Here is a 15,185-nt window from a genome sequence, read left to right as displayed (position 1 = left end):
CTCCTGGGGCCGGTAGACTGACGACGCATCGCGCATGCGATGACACCCGCCCCTCCAAGGTCGATCAGGAGCCTGCCGATGCCTCGTTACCGCGCTGCGGGCGCCGCCTGCCTCGCCATGGCGCTCACGGTGACGTTGGGGGCCTGCAGCAGCAAGGAAGAGCCGAAGAAGAAGGCTGCGCCCACCTGCCCGGCCGGCAACCCGAAGCCGTCTCGCACCGTCGCCTGGCCGACGATGTACGCCAACGTGTACAACGCGAGCGACTCCAAGGGTGAGGCGGCCACAGTCGCCAGGCGCCTCGGATGGCGAGGACTCAATCTGCTCGAGGTGGCGAACGACCCGCTCGCCGACGACCGGCCGACACCGAAGTACGCGGAGATCCGGTACGGCAAGTCCGGGCGCACGATCGCCCTCAACCTCGCCACTCAGATCCCGCACGCCAACCTGTACCAGGACGAACGGGCCGACCCGACGGTCGACGTCGTCATCGGCAACGACTTCACGCTGACGCCGCAGCCGCCGCGCCCCATCAAGGACGTCAAGGTGGCCGTGTTCAATACGACCTTCCAGAGCGGACTCGCTGCGACGGTGAGCAACCAGCTGGCCAAGCAGGGCTTCCACAGCGAGGCCAAGGCCAACGACCGCGCCTACTACCCCGACGACACGGCCGTCATCGTCTACGACGAGGAGGGCCTGCCCGACGCCCAGCGCGTCCAGATGAGCATCCCCGGCTCGCGACTTCTGCAGGACGAGAAGGCGAACGTCAGCATGACGGGACGCGACGTACGCCTCTACCTCGGGTCGAAGTGGCTCAAGGGCGGCAAGGTGGCCCCGCTCTCGCAGGCGACGAAGGCCCCGGGCTCCTCACCGACACCGAGCTGCTGACGTCGCAGTTCACGCCTCACCTCGACGGTTCAACGGACGAAGCGAGTCGCACCCCCGAAGGTGCGGCCCGCTTCGTCCGTGGGGAAGGCGCGTCAGCGACGGCGGCCCGTGCCGAACAGGCTGCGGGTGATCTCGCGGCCGATCTGTGTGCCTGCGGAGCGCATGAACGACTTGAACGCGCTGGAGCGCACGACCTGGCTCACCATGCCGGGCTCCTCCTTCGGCTTCGCTGCTTCCTTCGGAGCGGCCTTGGGCTTTTCCTCGGCGTTGTCGCTCTCGGCGGGAGCCTGGGCGAACTTGTTCTGAAGACGCTCGTACGCGGATTCGCGGTCGACGGCCTCGGAGTACTTCGAGGCGATGGCGGAGGCGCCGATGACGCGGTCCATCGTCTCCTCGCTCGCCGGGGCCATCTTCGACGTCGGTGCGAGCATGCGGGTCCACGCGACGGGCGTCGGCGCGCCCTTCTCGGAGAGCACCGTGACGACGGCCTCGCCGGTGCCGAGCGTCGTGAGGAGCTCCTCGAGGTCGTACCCACTCTTCGGGAAGGTACGTACGGTGGCGTTGAGCGCCTTCTGATCGTCCGGCGTGAACGCGCGCAGCGCGTGCTGCACCCGGTTACCGAGCTGACCGAGAACGCCGGCGGGCACGTCCTTCGGGGTCTGCGTGACGAAGAAGACACCGACGCCCTTGGAGCGGATGAGACGAACGGTCTGCTCGATCTGGTCGACGAACGCCTTGCTCGCCTCGTCGAAGAGCAGGTGCGCCTCGTCGAAGAAGAAGACGAGCTTCGGCTTGTCGAGGTCGCCGGCTTCCGGGAGCTCCTGGAACAGATCGGCGAGCATCCACATGAGGAACGTGGAGAACAGCGTCGGCTGCTCCTGGACGCTCGGCAGTTCGAGGCAGGTGATGATGCCGCGACCGTCGGCGCCGGTACGCAGCAGGTCCGAGGTCTCGAACTCCGGCTCACCGAAGAACGCCTCGGCGCCGCCGTCGGCGAACGCGATGAGATTGCGCAGGATGACTCCGGCCGTGGCCGACGAGAGACCGCCCAGTTCCTTGAGGTCGGCCTTCCCCTCGTCGGACGTGAGGTGAGTGATGACGGCGCGCAGATCCTTGAGGTCGAGCAGCGCGAGACCCTGGCTGTCGGCATAGTGGAAGATCAGCCCGAGGCTCGACTCCTGGGTCGAGTTGAGGCCCAGCACCTTCGACAGCAGCGTCGGGCCGAACGATGTGACGGTGGCGCGCACGGGAACACCCTTGCCCTGACCGCCCAGCGCGAGGTACTCGACCTCGAAGCCCTTCGCCTCCCACGTCTGACCCACGTCGGACGCACGCTGCGCGACCTTGTCGTTCGACTCGCCTGGCTCGGCCAGACCCGAGAGGTCGCCCTTGATGTCGGCCATGAAGACGGGTACGCCGTTCGTGGCGAGCTGCTCGGCCATGAGCTGGAGGGTCTTGGTCTTACCGGTACCGGTGGCTCCCGCGATGAGTCCGTGACGGTTCATCATCGCGAGCGGCAGACGCACCTGGACGTCTGGTGCTGCGGTGCCTGCGTCGACGGCAGCGCCGAGGTCGAGCGAGCCGCCCTCGAAGGCGTAACCCGTGCGGATGGCTTCAAGCTGATTGTTTTCGCTCACGCGGCGACAATATCCGGCGCGTGTGTGCACGCGCAGTAGACGACGCGCATAAAATGAGACCGTGATCTTCAAGGCCGTCGGCGACTCGCGCCCCTACCCCGACCACGGCCTCGTGACGCCCAAGGACTGGTCGCCGATCACGCCGCGTGTCGTCCGCCTCGCAGATCTGACGACCACCCGCGCCACGCTCGATCTCTCGGCGCTGCTTTCGCAGGATTCGACCTTCTACGGGGACATCTTCGCGCACGTCGTCGCCTACAGCGGCGAGCTGTACCTCGAGGACGGCCTGCACCGCGCCCTGCGCGCCGCGTTGCAGCAGCGTTCCACGTTCCACGCCAGGGTGCTTTCGCTGTGAGCTACGTCCGCGACAACGGTCTCGAGCGTGCCCGCCGTCGGCGCGAGCGGCGCTCGTTGGCGATCCTGACGCTCTGCGCCCTCCTGGTCATCGGCTCCGTCGTCTTCGCCGCCACGTTCATGTCCCAGCCGAGCAAGCCGAAGGCCGGCGAGTGCCCCAGCGGCACGACGACATCGCTGCCGCCTCAGGCCACGTTCCCCGTCAACGTCTACAACGCGGGCGGTCCGAAGGGCGCTGCCGGTGACGCCGCCGACGCCTTGCGCACGTACGAGTTCAATGTCGGCACGGTGAGCAACGACCCGTACAAGAAGAAGATCTCCAGCGTGGGCGAGATTCGGTTCGGTCCGGGCGGAGCCCAGAACGCCAAGAAGTACGTCGAGCCACGCGTCCCGGGCGCGAAGCTCGTCCAGGACGGGCGCGACGGCGCTGGTGTCGATGTTGTCGTCGGCCCGCAGTTCCCGACGCTCGAGAAGGCCGCGGAGAAGCCGTCCGCCTCACCCAGCTGCTCCTGATCACCAGCGGGCTTACGACATTCCTCACGCCCCGGTCATCCCGTTTTTGACTCAGTGACCCACTGTTGTAATCTTTCTGGCGGTGGCGTGTCCGAGCGGCCTAAGGAGCACGCCTCGAAAGCGTGTGTGGGGGTGACTCCACCGTGGGTTCAAATCCCACCGCCACCGCCAGATACGAATGACCCCCACCCAGGACCAGCGACGAAGTCGCCCTGGGTGGGGGTCCATTCGTATCTGATGAAGCACGGGGGATTTGGGAGGAGTGACGCGCGAGCGAGCGACAGCGAGCCCCGCGCGTCACGACGGCTCCCACCGCCACCGCCAGACGGAGAAGGCCCACCGCCTGTCGGTCGGACCACTCGACGAACCGATGACGCCCACTCCAGCCACTGAGGACGCACCCTCCACCCACAGGGAGGGGCCACACACCCCAAAGTGCCCCTCATTTCCACCAGATCGAAAAGTGGGGACCAAGGTCCCGTCACGCCGCTTTGCGCGCACTCGGGGCCGACGATCCCCCGACGTGACGGGCAAAACGGGCCACCTCACCACAGTTGGACGATTTTCCAACTCCGCGAAACGGAACCCGCTTCGCAGCGCATCCGGGCGATCTCAGTAAGAAGTCGCTGTGCTCTCTTCCGCTCGCCAACCCGGGCGTCCGGTATATTGACCAACAACCATCTGGTTTCTTCAGAGCCTTGCGCTCGGGCTGCCACCCATTGTTCGCCCAGGCTCAGGACCCAACTGGGATTCGTACAACCGTCCAAATACTCGCGTATCGTGTGCCATGCCAACGTCACTCGGCGTGGGACCACCAGTCAGCATGATCGCTCGCAGGCGGCACGACCGCACTGCAAGCCCCACAGGAGGATGTTTCATGGCCAAGAACGTGCGTCGGCGCATGATCGTGGGCGCTTGCGACCTGTTGTCGCGACGCGGCCTCCAATCCACCTCGTTCGCGGAGGTCACCCAGGCAACGGGCACCCCGCGCGGCTCGATCTACCACCACTTCCCCGGGGGAAAGCAGGAACTCGTCCTTGCTGCTCTCGATGCAAACGCAGAGACCTTCGTCGAGAAGATCGGCTCCATCCGCCGCGCCAACCCCGAGCAGTTCGTTCGTTCGGTGCTCGACGGCTACCGCGCGTACGTTCTCGACGGCGAATTCGAAGTGGGTTGCGCCGCCACCGCCGTCACCGTCGCAGCGGAGAACACCGAACAGCTCGACCGATGCGCCGTGGTCTTCGCCACGTTCGTCGACACCCTGAGCGACGGCCTCCGCGAGTGCGGCGTCGAGCCCGAGGCTGCCCGCTCCTTCGCCACCCTCGCCCTCTGCTCCCTCAACGGTGCCACGACCGTGGCACGCGCAGCCCGCACGGCCGCAGCGCTCGACACCGTCGAGCACCACCTCATCGATCAGGCACGCACGCTTCCCCGCGTGCACGTGGCTGCCACGGCCTGACGCCTCTCCGGCTCGTGAAAAGCGGCCGGTACCCGCTCGGATGAGCAGGTACCGGCCGCTTTCTGCGTCCGGAGGAACCGCGGATCAGCCCTCGGTCGAACGCGTGGGGCGCTGACCGAGCTCCTCGTCGAGGCGCAGGAGGCCGGGGCCGTCGTCCTTGATGAGTTCGACGCGACCGACGATCTCGCTGACCGTCGCCTCTTCCTCGATCTGCTCGGTGAGGAACCAGTTGAGCAGCGGACGCGAGTCGAGGTCACCCTCGGAATCGGCGGAGCGGTACAGCTCGCGGATCGATTCCGAGACCTTCTTCTCGTGCGCGTAGGCCACTTCGAAGGCGTCGAGCACGGTCGAAACCTCGACGCTCGGAGCCATCTGGGAGCCGATCTTCGGGTGGTTGTCGCGGTCGAGCAAGTGGTCGATGAACTTGTTGGCGTGGACGATCTCCTCGTCCGCCTGGTGCCGCAGCCACGCAGCCATGCCCGGGAGGTCCATGGCGTCGAGCTCGATGGCGAGCTGGCGGTAGACGATCGAGGCCTCGAACTCGAGGGTGATCTGGTCGTTGAATGCCTTTTCGAGATCTGCGCTGAGCTTCATATCTGCATCGTGCCACTTCATTCGGCGTGGCGCAGGTGAGACGAGGCAAGCCTGACCAACCGCCCCGTCCCGCGCGGAGCTTCGTCACATAGGCTCGAAACATGCTCGCTATCACGCTGCCCGAGTTCGGTGACGAGAGCGTCCTCACTCCCGCCGACGTCGACACGCCCAGCCCCGCAGACCTCGCCGGCGACGAGGTGCTCATCCGCGTCGCGGCTGCAGGCGTCAACCGCGCGGACCTCATGCAGCGTCAGGGTTTCTATCCGCCGCCGCCCGGCGAATCGGAGCTTCCGGGGCTCGAGGTCTCCGGCACGATCGAGGCCGTCGGAACCGACACGCTGGGGTGGAAGGTCGGCGACGAGGTCTGCGCGCTCCTTGCCGGAGGCGGTTACGCCGAGTACGTCGTGGCCCCGGTCGGCCAGATCCTGCCGGTCCCCCACGGCATTGACCTCGTCACCGCAGCAGCGCTCCCGGAGGTTGCCTCCACCGTCTGGTCGAACGTCTTCCTCACGGCCGACCTCCAACCCGGCGAACTCGTCCTCGTCCACGGCGGCGGCAGTGGCATCGGCACGATGGCCATCCAGCTCGCCAAGGCGTCCGGCGCCCGCGTCGCCGTGACGGCCGGCTCGGCGGAGAAGCTCGCCGCCTGCAAGGCGCTCGGAGCAGACATTCTCATCAACTATCGCGAGGACGACTTCGTCGACGCGATGGACGCCGAAGGCGGTGCGAACGTCATCCTCGATGTCGTCGGAGCCAAGTACCTCGAACGCAACATCGCGGCTCTCGCGCCAAGCGGGCGGCTCGTCGTCATCGGCATGCAGGGCGGGACGAAGGCCGAACTCGACCTGTCGAAGCTGCTCGCCAAGCGCGCGCAGATCACCGCGACGGGTCTGCGCTCACGCCCGCGCGAGGAGAAGGCCGCCATCGTCGCGCACGTGCGCGAAAACGTCTGGCCGCTCGTCGAATCCGGCGCGGTGCGTCCGATCGTGCACGCCACCTACCCCCTCACCCGGGCGGCAGACGCCCACCGCGAGCTCGCCGCCTCGCAGCACATCGGCAAGGTGCTCCTCACCGTCTGATCGCACAGCCACTCCGTTGACCGAGCCCACGACGAGCGCATTGCTCGCCGTGGGCTCGTGCGTGTCGCTCTTGCGCCCTCATCGACATACCCGGTATACATCTCCATACCGGGTATACATACTGCGTATGCGCGGATGGAACGGGAGCCGGTCCGGCTCGTTGTCTCGGGGAGGGAACGGCGAACCGGACCGATCCTCACGGAGGGAACGAAGATGAAGCCGACACTCGAGTTGCGACACGTCAGCAAGACCCACACGTCACCGGCCGGTGACGTCCATGCTCTGCGCGAGGTCGACCTCGCGCTCTACCCGGGCGAGCTCGTCGCCGTCATGGGGCCGTCGGGCTCGGGCAAGTCGACGCTCCTCAACATGGCCGGGGGCCTCGACGCTCCGACCTCCGGTGACGTACTCGTCGGCGGCGCCTCGATCGTCGGGCTGCCGCAGCGGGAGATGGCGGCGCTTCGCCGTACGCGCGTCGGATTCGTCTTTCAGGACCTCAACCTCGTCCCGGCACTGACCGCCGCCGAGAACGCCGCCCTGCCTCTCGAACTCGACGGCCTCAGCACCCGCGACGCCCGCAAGGCCGGCATCGCTGCGCTCGCGTCGGTCGGCCTCGAGGATCTCGCCGACCGCTACCCCGAGGAGATGTCGGGCGGCCAGCAGCAGCGCGTCGCGATCGCTCGGTCGCTCGTCGGCGACCGCAGCCTCGTGCTCGCCGACGAGCCGACCGGTGCCCTCGACTCCGTCACCGGCGAAGAGGTGCTCATGGTGCTGCGTGACCGCTGTGACGCTGGCGCTGCCGTTCTGCTCGTCACCCACGACTCGCGTCACGCCTCGTGGGCCGACCGCATCGTCAACCTGCGTGACGGTGCCGTCGTCGACGTCGTGGGCGACCTCCCGGAGGGCGCCGAGACGAGCGAGCAGGTGACGTCATGACGAAGTCCTCCCGCGTCCCGGCCCGCCGCATCGCCGCCGCATCGCTGCTGCTCACCCTGATGGGCGCCGGCGCCCAGGTCGCTACCGCGAGCGCCGAGCCCGCCCACGCCGAGCCTGCCGGGCCCGTCGCCGTGAGCACGTGGGCACCGACCCACGGCACGCCGTCGGCGGCGACGGCCGAGGACACGACCTACCTCGACGGTGTGCTTTTCGATTCCACGAGCGCTCAGATCGTGCTCGCTGCGTCCGCCGCCGGCGCTCTCGTCATGGCGGCCCGGGCCGCCACCCGCAAGGAGGGCTGACATGTCTGCTCCCCTCAGCGGTTGGCGCCTACCCCTCCGTCTCGCCTTACGCGACCTCAAGCGCTACAAGGGCCGCTCCGCTCTCGCCGCACTGCTCATCTTCCTGCCCGTCGTCGTCATGGCCGCGGGACTCACGGCCATCGCCACGGTGGACATCTCGCCCGACGAGGACGCCGCGATGCGCTCCCGGGGGGTCAGTGCCGTCGTGACGGTCAACGACGAGCAGGCATCCGGCGCGCGGGCGATCACGGCCTTCCCGGCCTCGGGTCGCAAAGTCACGCAGGCCGAGCCCCCCACTGCAACCGAGATCTCGCGCCAGGCCGACGCGCCTGCCATCGGCCTCAGCGAGGAGTACGGCGTCTTCTCGCCGGTACCGAACGGGTCAGGTTTCACGGCCACGAGAGGCTCGGTGGTGCTCACCGACCTCACCAGCCCCATCCTGCGCCAGCAGTTCAGGATCAAGGAGGGGCGGGCTCCCCAGCGGCCGGGTGAGGTCGTCATCACCGACTACGGACGGATCATCGGCCTGCCCACCAGCGGCCCGCTGGGCATGCGCGTGCACGACGGTAGCGCCAGCCCCGTGACAGTGGTCGGGGTGACCAGCGCCGGAGTGCCCGGCGTCGCCGTCGTCGGGCCGGCACCCGAGGGCGTTCGTCCGACGAACGTGAGCTTCCTCGTCTCCGACTCCCGGGCGTGGAGTTCTTCAGAAGCTCGGTCGTGGCAGAAGTACGGCCTCACCGTGAGCGCACCGGGTACCGCCATCGAGGAAGAAGTCGCACCCACGGCCACCGACCCCGGTATGGCTCTCGGCATTGCCGTCGGCACGATGGCGTTCGTCGCCGTGACGGCGCTGCTCGCCGCTCCCGCCTTCGCTGCGAGTGCCACGCGTCAACGCCGCACGCTCGGGCTCGTCGCCGCCAACGGTGGTACGCGCGGCATGTTGCGCCGCGTGGTCATGGCCGAGGCGATGCTCCTCGGCGCCCTGACGGCCGTGGTGGCCACGCTGCTCGGCACCGCGCTGGGCGCCGCTGCCGGTCACTTCATCCGGGTCCGCTTCTACGGCATCACTCCACCGATCGACATCCGCGTCAGCTGGATGCTCGCGATCGTCGCCGTCGCGACGTTCGCCTCGCTCGTCGCGGCATTCGCACCGGCGATGGCAGCCGGCCGCACCAACCTTCTCGCGGCTCTGCGCGGCCAGGTCTCGTCGCGCACGGTCAAGCGACGCCTGCCGGTCGTCGGCGTCATCGGTGTCGTCATCGGGACGCTGTGCCTCTACCGGGCCGTCACGCTCGACAATGACGACACCTCTCAGCAGACGCTCCTCGCCTACGTCGGCGTGCCACTGTTCTTCGGCGGCGCCGTCCTCGCCGTGCCGTACGTTCTCATGGCCGCCGGCAAACTGGCGGGGCACCTTCCCCTCACGGCACGCATCGCCGTGCGTGACGTCAGCCGTCAGCGCACACGGGCCACCGCGTCCGTGGGTGCCGTGCTGGCCACGGTGGCCGTGTGCACCGGCGTCACCGTCCTCGCGTCCAGCGTTGACGCGCACGAGCGCGCCACGTACACGCCGAGCGTCCCGATGGGGACCGGACAGTTCACGAACTACAGCGGCATCGGCACACAACCCCGCACGCAAGCGGAGGTCGACGCAGGCCTGGCCGCGGCACGCCGCATCGCGTCGCCGATCGTCCCCCTGTGGGTGAACAGGGACAACGGGATGAAATTCATCGGCTTCGCCGAGAGTTGTCCCACGGCCGGTGATTACCGTGACTCGGCGTCGCTGGAGACCACGTACATCGACGCCAGCGGCATGGACCGCCTCGGTCTGAGCGAGACACAGCGCTCGGTCCTCGAGAGCGGCGGGGTACTGCTCTCGACAGGGGCCAAGAGCTCGGTCTCGGCGAAGATCCTGACTCCGGCCCGTCAGGGCCCCCACACCATCACGCTGAAGCGCTTCGTGGCCGAGTGGAGCGACACCGGCCGAACCAAGACCAGCTCGTGCACGCCGGTTTCGCTCGAGGCGGCCCCGATTCCCGAGAAGCGGATCAACGACACGATGAAGACCGACCGTGGCACGACGGCGATCATGTTGCGTTCGACCGCCGAGAAGCACGAGGTGCCGACGGAGATCTATGCCCTGAACGTCGCGCCGGCAGGAGGTATCGACACGCGGATGGAAGCGCAGCTCAAAGCTGCAGCCCCGTTCGGCCTGGATCTCTATGTCGAGCGCGGCTACTCGAGCCCCATGAGTCAGATTCTGCTCGCGCTGACGGCGCTCGCCGGACTGCTCGTCATCATCACAACGGTCATCTCGACCCTGCTCAACGATGCCGAGTCACGCGCCGACGCGGCCACGCTCGCCACGGTCGGAGCACCGCTGGGGATGCGACGCCGCATCGTCGGCGCCCACGCCGCGGCGATCGGATTCATCGGCAGCGTGGTCGGCATCGCCATCGGTCTCGTGCCTGGCCTCATCCTGGCGCGGGACGCCACCGGAACGGCTTACACCGAGACCGGCGCCACGAGCGTCCCCGGAACCTATGTGGTTCCCTGGTGGCTGCTGCTCATCCTGCTCGTCGGCGTGCCCCTGCTCGCCGCGGCGATCTCGATGACGTTCGCCCGGCGCACGCCGCCGCTGACCCGCCGCGAAGCATGAGGAGGCTGTCATGAGTGTTCGTAACAGTCTTCTCGCCCTTCTCGACTCCCAGCCGATGTACGGCGCCCAGCTCAAGGCCGAGTTCGAGGCTCGCACCGGCGGTCAGTGGCCGCTGAACATCGGTCAGGTCTACACGACGTTGGGGCGCCTCGAGCGCGACGGTCTCGTCGAGGGCGCCGGTACGCCGGACGCCGACGGGCGCATCCCCTACCGGCTCACCGACGCCGGCCGCGCCGAGGTGCTCGGCTGGTGGGATCAGGCGGTGCCGCGGGACGTCACGCCCCGCAACGAACTGGCCATCAAGTTGGCCCTCGCCGTGACGATGCCGGGCGTCGACGTTCGGGCTATCGTCTCGGCGCAACGGGCTGCGACGTTGACGCACCTGCGCGAACTCAACCGCTCGAAACCGCGCCGGTCGTTCGGTGAGACCCCGCCTGGTGTGGGCGCCGACGAGCTCGTCCTCGAGTCGCTCATCTTCGCCGACGAGGCCGAACTGCGCTGGCTCGATTACGTCGAGGAGCGACTGGCGCGCAGCTGACCCCTGCGCGAACCACACCGTGCGCGGGTCCGGGTCACACCGGGCCCGCGTTCGTGTGTTCGGTATCCGGTGCACGCTCGGTGGCCGTGCACGGCGCCGGGCCGACAAAATAGGAGTCATGTCCCGGCTGACCATGCTCCTCGTCCCGCCCGAGGTGCGGCGCGTCGCGCGACGCCGTGGCGTGACGAAGAGGCGCGTGGCCGACGAGCTACACACCTTCGTCGAGGTGAAGCCCTCTCCGGGACGCTGGAAGGTGGCTGCGCACATCACGACCTGCGTGACCCTCACCGTGCTCACGCTGTCGCTGATCTTCGGTCCGAAGATGGGTTTGCTCGGCCTCACCGGAACGTTCCTGTGCACCGTCAGCGTGCGACGCACGTGGCGCCACCGCGTCACGATCCTCGCCTCGATGACACTCGCCTACGCCCTCGCCCTGACCATCGGCGTGAGCGTCGCGGGCAACGCGCTTCTCACCACCCTCGCCCTGACGGCGATTGCCGGCGTCAGTGTGTTGCTCTACCACGCGCTCGTCGGCGACCCGCCCGGGCCGGTGTTCCTCACGATCGGCCCGGCCATCGGCACCTACCTGCCCACGACAGGCGTGGCCGGTTCGACGTTCGTACTCGCCGCGTCCCTGGGCGCCGTGATGTCGAGCACACTCAGCCTCGCGCTGCAGTGGCCGTTCCGGCACACGCCCGAGGACGAAGCCGTCGAGGACGCACAGGAGGCGTGTGACGAATACTTCGCCAGCGACCCCGACGGCGACTTCGTCGAGACGGGCCGCCTGCGCGACGCCGCATACGGCTCGATCTTCAACGCCGCGTGGGCCGTCGCGTTCGCCGCGGGACGCCGCAACCGCAACCCGCACCTGCGTGATCTCACGGCGCAGGTGCGCAAGATGCACATCGCCGTCGTCCAACGCACCGCCGCCACCCGCCTGCCCGACGCCGACATCGCCGTCCCGACGATGCTCCAGGCGCGCTACCTCGGGCGTCCGCCGCGGCGTTACCTGCTCGAGTGGGGGCTGTCCCGCTCTTCCCTGCCCTCGCTCATCGCGCGCCGGGCCGCGCTCGCGGTGCTCGCCACCTGCGTCATCGCGTACGCCCTCGGCGTCTCACACCCGTACTGGGCCGTCATGACAACGGCGCTGCTCGTCTCCCTCAACGGTGACCGACTCTCGCTGACGCACCGCGCCGGCCACCGCTTCGTCGGCACCGTCGTCGGCGTCGGCCTGTTCTTCCTCGTCAGTCTGGCCGGACCGACCGACTGGTGGGTCATCGTCATCGCGCTCGTGTGCGTCTTCCTCCTGCAGTGGTCGGTCGTGAGCAACTACGCGCTCGGTTCGATGTTCATCACACCGATGGCGTTGCTCGTGGCCTCCGTCGGCTCGTCGCACGCACCGACGACCGAGTTGATGCTCGACCGCGTCTTCGAGACGGCGCTCTCGTGCGCCATCTGTGTCGTCATCTTGTGGGCGTTCGCGCGACGTCTGCCGATCCGTTTGGTGCGCAGGCAGTTCCGCCGCTCGCTGCGAGCGCTTCAGCGCGTGCTCGTGCTCATGGCCGACGGCCAGCAGGATTCGGACCGGGGCGTCGCCGCCCGGCGGGATCTCGTCTTCGAACAGCTCGAGGCCGACCACGTGCTCGCGATGGCGGCCACCGATCTGCCGCACACCCTCGGAACCTGGGAGGAGGTGGAGGCCAGCCTCAACTCCACGTCCTACGTGACGCTCGCCGCGTGCTGGACCGCGGACCCACTCAAGCTGCTCGACGCCGAAGCGATGAGCGCCCGCCTCACGCGCCTCATCCACGATCTGCCGCCGATCTCGACGCAGGTCGTCGACTCCACCACGGTGGCCACCGGCCTCGACGAGGTGCTCGCGGTCGGGCTCGCGCGCCGCAGCTGACGCACTACCCGGAGTTCTCGTCGTCCCTCTCGACGACGAACCGTACGACCTCGACCACCGCGTCGTCCGGCATCTCGGCGTAATAGTTACGTCGCAGAGCTTCCACGAACTCCCGCATGTCGGTGCCGGGCGGAGCGTCCGCCTGCTCGGCCGTGAGGGTCGCTGCCGCGTGGCTCGTGACCGACTCGACCCGGCCACGAAGACTGCGAGCACCGAAGGCGAACCGGGCAGCGCCGGGTGCGATGTTCTCCTTCCATCGCACGGTGGTGGCCTTCGTGCCGACGCTCACGGCGTCGAAGTATCCCTCGGCGAAGTCGACCTGCTGCATGCCGCCAGGATGGCACTCGGCGCCCACGAGGTGGGCGAGATCCCGACGTGTTCCCGACCGATGCACGAACGCGCGAGAAGCGACGATCGCTTCCCGCGCGTACGGTGCGCCTGTGAACTCGTGGTACGTCAGGCGGCCTCGGCCCGCTCGGAGCGGCTCAGCCGACCGTCGACCATCTCGTACACGGAGTCGACGGCGGTGAGCGTCGGCAGGTCGTGCGTCACCATGAGCGTCGCGACGCCGGAGTCACGCGTCACGTCGCCGATGAGGCGCATGACGGCAGAGCTGCGCTCGGAGTCGAGCGCCGACGTCGGTTCGTCGACGAGGAGCAGCTCGGGTGAGTTCATGAGCGCCCGGGCGATACCCACGCGCTGACGCTGACCGCCCGACAGCTGCGCCGGACGACGGCTCGCGGCGTCCTTGAGGTCGACTGCCTCGAGCAGTTCCATCGCGCGACCCTGGACGGCCTTGCCCTTGCGCCCGTCGAGGCGGGCCACGGCTTCGAGTTGTTCCGCGGCGGTGAGCGACGCGATGAGGTTGCTCTCCTGGAAGACGAAGCCGATCGACGACAGGCGCACCGCGGCCGCGTCCTTGCGCGACAGGCCCGAGACGACACGGCCACCGATCGCGACGCTGCCCGAGTCCGGCGTCTGCAGCAGACCCGCCACGGCGAGGAGCGACGACTTACCCGAACCGGACGGGCCGGTGACGGCGGCGAACTCGCCGGGTCCGACGCTGAGGCTGACGTGGTCGACCGCGGTGATGCGACCGGCGCCGTCGGGGAAGGTGAGAACGGCGTCATCGACGATGAGGCTCATCGTGCAGCTCCTAGCGCTGAGTTGGGGTCGACGGTCGCGATGCGGCGCAGGCTGACGAGCGCGCCGAGCAGACCGAGAACCATGAGAAGGACGAGGGGGACGAGGGTCGTCGTCGGGCTGACGACGAAGGGGACGACGTCTCGGGCGAGCAACCCGCCGACGGTCGCGATGAGCGTGCCCAGGCCACCGCCGATGAGGAGGAGAATCGCGGCCTGGCCGAGGGCGTCACGCACGAGGTAGCTCGTGCGGGCACCGATCGCCTTGAGCACGGCGAGGTCCTTCGTGCGCTGGATGGTCCAGATCGTGAAGAACGCTCCGACGACGAGGGCCGAGACGAGCATGAGCATGACGCGCATGAGAGTGAGCGAACCGTTCTCGGCCTGGTAGGCGGAGATGGTGGACAGGGAATCGTTCGGTGTCATCGCCACGAGGTCGCTCTGCTTCTCGAACGCTGCAGCATCGAACGAACCGTCGGTCTTCAGCAGGGCGAGCGAGGTGCCGCCCGCGGTCTGGACGCCCGCAGCCTTGGCGTCGGCCTGTGTCATCCAGACGACGGGAACGTGCTGGTAGGACGCGTCGTCGCTCACCGCCTGAACGCGAACGGACTTGTCGCCGAACGTGATCGAGTCACCGGCCGCGACGTTCGCGTCCTTGCCGAGGCCCGAACCGACGACGACCGAGCCGGGACGAACGCCCGACGGCGCGGCGAACGATCCGTCCTCGACGACGAAGACCGTGACGGCCGAGCGGACACCGTCGACGCTGACGCGGCTCTGCGCGATCGCCAGTGACGTCGCCTCCGTGACGCCGGGCTGGTCGGCCGCGTCCTTCACCGCGGACGACGCGACGCGAGAGGAGTCGAAGCCGACCTTCTGCCCCTGGGCCGGCTGCGAGAAGGCGATTTGGGAGACGCCGCGATCCGGCATCGTCGAGACGGCGGCAACGCTCTCACGCCCGAGGCCCGCCGCGAGCCCCGTCAGCATGACGACGAGCAGCGTGATGAGAGCGACCACGCCGCCGATGAGCGCGAACCTGCCCTTGGCGTGGCGCAGGTCGCGGGATCCGAGAAACATCTCAGCCTTTCCGAACAAGCGGTGCGGGAGTGACTATCTCCATTCCATCGCCGTTCCCGCGCGCACACATCGACCGCTCGGCGAGGCCCACCTCAACCGTTCGG

General features: G+C 68.4%; 15 protein-coding genes and 1 tRNA gene. 11 read left to right on the top strand and 5 right to left on the bottom strand.

Translation table 11 applies throughout. The features are described 5' to 3' along the window. Positions 1–78 precede the first annotated feature (78 nt). A complete protein-coding gene (locus D1832_RS12100; protein ID WP_165357913.1) occupies positions 79–885 on the top strand; it encodes a LytR C-terminal domain-containing protein in 807 nt (268 codons plus the stop codon). Positions 886–977: 92 nt separating this feature from the next. Here the strand turns inward: D1832_RS12100 and D1832_RS12095 are convergent, their stop codons facing one another. Further along, positions 978–2,522: a helicase HerA-like domain-containing protein gene (locus tag D1832_RS12095; protein WP_118914334.1), complete on the bottom strand. Its 1,545-nt coding sequence runs from the start codon at positions 2,520–2,522 to the stop codon at positions 978–980. A 61-nt stretch (positions 2,523–2,583) separates the two neighbouring features. Between D1832_RS12095 and D1832_RS12090 the strand changes: the two genes are divergently transcribed. The 4 genes from D1832_RS12090 to D1832_RS12075 all read left to right on the top strand — a co-directional run bounded on the left by D1832_RS12090 (position 2,584) and on the right by D1832_RS12075 (position 4,848). Then, positions 2,584–2,877, top strand: coding sequence for a type II toxin-antitoxin system VapB family antitoxin (locus D1832_RS12090; RefSeq protein ID WP_047312530.1), 294 nt, complete (start codon positions 2,584–2,586; stop codon positions 2,875–2,877). Then, on the top strand, positions 2,874–3,389 hold the full coding sequence (locus D1832_RS12085) for a LytR C-terminal domain-containing protein (RefSeq protein WP_118914333.1): 516 nt from the start codon (positions 2,874–2,876) through the stop codon (positions 3,387–3,389). The genes D1832_RS12090 and D1832_RS12085 overlap by 4 nt, the downstream gene beginning before the upstream one ends. A gap of 81 nt (positions 3,390–3,470) precedes the next feature. Continuing rightward, positions 3,471–3,560 (top strand) — tRNA-Ser (locus D1832_RS12080). A gap of 706 nt (positions 3,561–4,266) precedes the next feature. Continuing rightward, complete coding sequence (locus tag D1832_RS12075) at positions 4,267–4,848, top strand: TetR/AcrR family transcriptional regulator (RefSeq protein ID WP_182434779.1); 582 nt, start codon at positions 4,267–4,269, stop codon at positions 4,846–4,848. Positions 4,849–4,932: 84 nt separating this feature from the next. Here D1832_RS12075 and D1832_RS12070 read toward each other — a convergent pair whose 3' ends face one another. Further along, entirely contained in the window at positions 4,933–5,442 is a 510-nt protein-coding gene (locus D1832_RS12070; protein ID WP_118914330.1) for a ferritin, read from the bottom strand. Between the two features lie 101 nt (positions 5,443–5,543). Between D1832_RS12070 and D1832_RS12065 the strand changes: the two genes are divergently transcribed. The 6 genes from D1832_RS12065 to D1832_RS12040 all read left to right on the top strand — a co-directional run bounded on the left by D1832_RS12065 (position 5,544) and on the right by D1832_RS12040 (position 12,862). After that, a complete protein-coding gene (locus tag D1832_RS12065) occupies positions 5,544–6,521 on the top strand; it encodes an NAD(P)H-quinone oxidoreductase (RefSeq protein ID WP_118914329.1) in 978 nt (325 codons plus the stop codon). Between the two features lie 213 nt (positions 6,522–6,734). Further along, positions 6,735–7,457: an ABC transporter ATP-binding protein gene (locus D1832_RS12060; RefSeq protein WP_118914328.1), complete on the top strand. Its 723-nt coding sequence runs from the start codon at positions 6,735–6,737 to the stop codon at positions 7,455–7,457. Then, positions 7,454–7,759, top strand: a complete 306-nt coding sequence (locus D1832_RS12055; RefSeq protein WP_118914326.1) for a hypothetical protein — start codon at positions 7,454–7,456, stop codon at positions 7,757–7,759. Before D1832_RS12060 ends, D1832_RS12055 begins: the two co-directional genes overlap by 4 nt. A 1-nt stretch (position 7,760) precedes the next feature. Next, positions 7,761–10,418 (top strand): ABC transporter permease, encoded by a 2,658-nt coding sequence (locus D1832_RS12050; protein ID WP_118914325.1) that lies wholly within the window; start codon positions 7,761–7,763, stop codon positions 10,416–10,418. Between the two features lie 10 nt (positions 10,419–10,428). Beyond that, the gene (locus tag D1832_RS12045) at positions 10,429–10,956 is read left to right on the top strand and encodes a PadR family transcriptional regulator (protein ID WP_047312535.1); all 528 of its coding nucleotides are present in this window, start codon (positions 10,429–10,431) and stop codon (positions 10,954–10,956) included. Positions 10,957–11,074: 118 nt separating this feature from the next. After that, positions 11,075–12,862, top strand: a complete 1,788-nt coding sequence (locus tag D1832_RS12040; RefSeq protein WP_118914323.1) for an FUSC family protein — start codon at positions 11,075–11,077, stop codon at positions 12,860–12,862. A gap of 4 nt (positions 12,863–12,866) precedes the next feature. On the opposite strand, the gene D1832_RS12035 is transcribed toward D1832_RS12040, so the two are convergent. The 3 genes from D1832_RS12035 to D1832_RS12025 all read right to left on the bottom strand — a co-directional run bounded on the left by D1832_RS12035 (position 12,867) and on the right by D1832_RS12025 (position 15,081). Continuing rightward, the gene (locus D1832_RS12035; protein WP_118914321.1) at positions 12,867–13,190 is read right to left on the bottom strand and encodes an ASCH domain-containing protein; all 324 of its coding nucleotides are present in this window, start codon (positions 13,188–13,190) and stop codon (positions 12,867–12,869) included. Between the two features lie 128 nt (positions 13,191–13,318). Beyond that, entirely contained in the window at positions 13,319–14,008 is a 690-nt protein-coding gene (locus tag D1832_RS12030; protein WP_118914320.1) for an ABC transporter ATP-binding protein, read from the bottom strand. After that, a complete protein-coding gene (locus D1832_RS12025; protein WP_118914350.1) occupies positions 14,005–15,081 on the bottom strand; it encodes an ABC transporter permease in 1,077 nt (358 codons plus the stop codon). Before D1832_RS12025 ends, D1832_RS12030 begins: the two co-directional genes overlap by 4 nt. Between the last annotated feature and the right edge of the window lie 104 nt (positions 15,082–15,185).

Origin of the sequence: Dermacoccus abyssi (assembly GCF_003515945.1) — a bacterium.
Classification (GTDB): Bacteria; Actinomycetota; Actinomycetes; order Actinomycetales; family Dermatophilaceae; genus Dermacoccus; species Dermacoccus abyssi.
The sequence above is the reverse complement of the archived record's forward strand: the minus strand, read 5'-3'. Positions and strand labels throughout refer to the sequence as shown.

Excerpts from the sequence above, each read along its gene's own strand:
- D1832_RS12055 (WP_118914326.1), top strand. The coding sequence starts at position 7,454 with ATGACGAAGTCCTCCCGCGTCCCGGCCCGCCGCATCGCCGCCGCATCG.
- D1832_RS12030 (WP_118914320.1), bottom strand. The coding sequence starts at position 14,008 with ATGAGCCTCATCGTCGATGACGCCGTTCTCACCTTCCCCGACGGCGCC.
- D1832_RS12035 (WP_118914321.1), bottom strand. The coding sequence starts at position 13,190 with ATGCAGCAGGTCGACTTCGCCGAGGGATACTTCGACGCCGTGAGCGTC.
- D1832_RS12040 (WP_118914323.1), top strand. The coding sequence starts at position 11,075 with ATGTCCCGGCTGACCATGCTCCTCGTCCCGCCCGAGGTGCGGCGCGTC.
- D1832_RS12050 (WP_118914325.1), top strand. The coding sequence starts at position 7,761 with ATGTCTGCTCCCCTCAGCGGTTGGCGCCTACCCCTCCGTCTCGCCTTA.
- D1832_RS12025 (WP_118914350.1), bottom strand. The coding sequence starts at position 15,081 with ATGTTTCTCGGATCCCGCGACCTGCGCCACGCCAAGGGCAGGTTCGCG.
- D1832_RS12060 (WP_118914328.1), top strand. The coding sequence starts at position 6,735 with ATGAAGCCGACACTCGAGTTGCGACACGTCAGCAAGACCCACACGTCA.
- D1832_RS12070 (WP_118914330.1), bottom strand. The coding sequence starts at position 5,442 with ATGAAGCTCAGCGCAGATCTCGAAAAGGCATTCAACGACCAGATCACC.
- D1832_RS12100 (WP_165357913.1), top strand. The coding sequence starts at position 79 with ATGCCTCGTTACCGCGCTGCGGGCGCCGCCTGCCTCGCCATGGCGCTC.
- D1832_RS12065 (WP_118914329.1), top strand. The coding sequence starts at position 5,544 with ATGCTCGCTATCACGCTGCCCGAGTTCGGTGACGAGAGCGTCCTCACT.
- D1832_RS12045 (WP_047312535.1), top strand. The coding sequence starts at position 10,429 with ATGAGTGTTCGTAACAGTCTTCTCGCCCTTCTCGACTCCCAGCCGATG.
- D1832_RS12075 (WP_182434779.1), top strand. The coding sequence starts at position 4,267 with ATGGCCAAGAACGTGCGTCGGCGCATGATCGTGGGCGCTTGCGACCTG.